1 protein-coding gene is annotated in these 608 nt (G+C 62.0%); it reads left to right on the top strand.

From position 1 onward, the window contains the following. Window positions 1-603, top strand: a 603-nt coding sequence (locus BST27_RS30770; protein ID WP_139805519.1) for a DDE-type integrase/transposase/recombinase, incomplete at its 5' end; no start/stop codon positions are given. Window positions 604-608: the final 5 nt, after the last annotated feature.

The following is a 608-nucleotide window of genomic DNA, read 5'->3' as shown; positions in this document are numbered from 1 at the left end:
CTGCGCGGCCCGGCGAAGTGGTCCTACTACTACCTGTATGTCATCTTGGACATCTTCTCGCGCTACGTCGTTGGGTGGATGGTGGCCAGCCGCGAATCGGCCGCCCTGGCCGAGGTGCTGATCCGACAGACCTGCGCCAAGCAGGCGATTGGGCGCGACCAGTTGACGATCCACGCTGATCGCGGCAGCTCGATGACATCCAAGCCGGTAGCGTTCCTGCTGGCCGACCTCGGCATCACCCAGTCACACAGCCGACCCCACGTCTGCAACGACAACCCCTTCAGCGAGGCCCAGTTCAAGACGCTGAAGTACCGGCCCGACTTCCCCGCCCGGTTCGACTCGATCGAGACCGCACGCAGCCACTGCCAGGTCTTCTTTGGTTGGTATAACGACGAACATCGTCATACCGCACTGGGCCTGCATACCGCCGCTGATATCCACTACGGCCTGGCCGAGACAATCCGCGACAAGCGCGCCACCACCTTGGCCAACGCCTACGACGCGCACCCCGAACGGTTCGTCCGCAAACCACCCGAACCGCCCAAGATCCCCAATACCTCATGGATCAACCGACCCAACCAACCACAGGAGGAAACTCAGTAAATACC

The sequence above is a fragment of the Mycobacterium intermedium genome (genome assembly GCF_002086275.1).
Taxonomy (GTDB): Bacteria; Actinomycetota; Actinomycetes; order Mycobacteriales; family Mycobacteriaceae; genus Mycobacterium; species Mycobacterium intermedium.
Note: the sequence above shows the minus strand (reverse complement) of the source record. Positions and strands in the feature narration are given on the sequence as shown.